Below are 598 nucleotides of genomic sequence, written 5' to 3'. Positions count from 1 at the left end.
TGATCGCGGTCACGCTGGGGTCGATTTCGAAGGTCAGGGAGTTGTAGACCCGCACGGGCAGGGTGACGGTGTCGACGGAGGAGAGGAACTGGGAGATGTAGAACTCGTCGAAGCTGGTGATGAAGGAGAAGATCGCTGCCGCGATCATGCCGGGGGCGGCGAGGGGGAAGGTGATCCGCCGGGCGATGGTCAGTCGGCCGGCGCCCATGCTGGCGGCGGCGTCCTCGAGGCGTTCGTCGATGCCGCGCAGGGTCGCGATCAGGATGAGTACCGCGATCGGTGAGGCCAGCACGGTGTGGCCGAGGGCGATGGCGATGGGGCTGCCCAGCATGGCGGCGGGTTCGAAGAGCAGGAACAGGCCCAGGGCGGTGACGATCTGCGGGATGACCAGCGGTCCGAGGACCAGGGCGTAGACCGCCGAGCGCAGCGGGAGTTCGCTGCGGGTGAGGGCGGTTGCCGCGGTGACACCGATGATCAGTGAGAACACGGTGCTCAGGGCGGCGACCAGGGCGCTCAGTGACAGTGCGGCCGGCCATTTGCTGCCGTCGGCGAACAGCGCTTTGTACCAGTTCAGCGTCCACGCCTCGGGTGGGAAGGA

General features: G+C 67.4%; 1 protein-coding gene. It reads right to left on the bottom strand.

The features are described from left to right. Positions 1–598, bottom strand: a 598-nt coding sequence (locus FE633_RS46580; RefSeq protein WP_246114159.1) for an ABC transporter permease, incomplete at both ends; no start/stop codon positions are given.

The organism is Streptomyces montanus (genome assembly GCF_005786655.1).
Classification (GTDB): Bacteria; Actinomycetota; Actinomycetes; order Streptomycetales; family Streptomycetaceae; genus Streptomyces; species Streptomyces sporangiiformans.
Note: the sequence above shows the minus strand (reverse complement) of the source record. Positions and strands in the feature narration are given on the sequence as shown.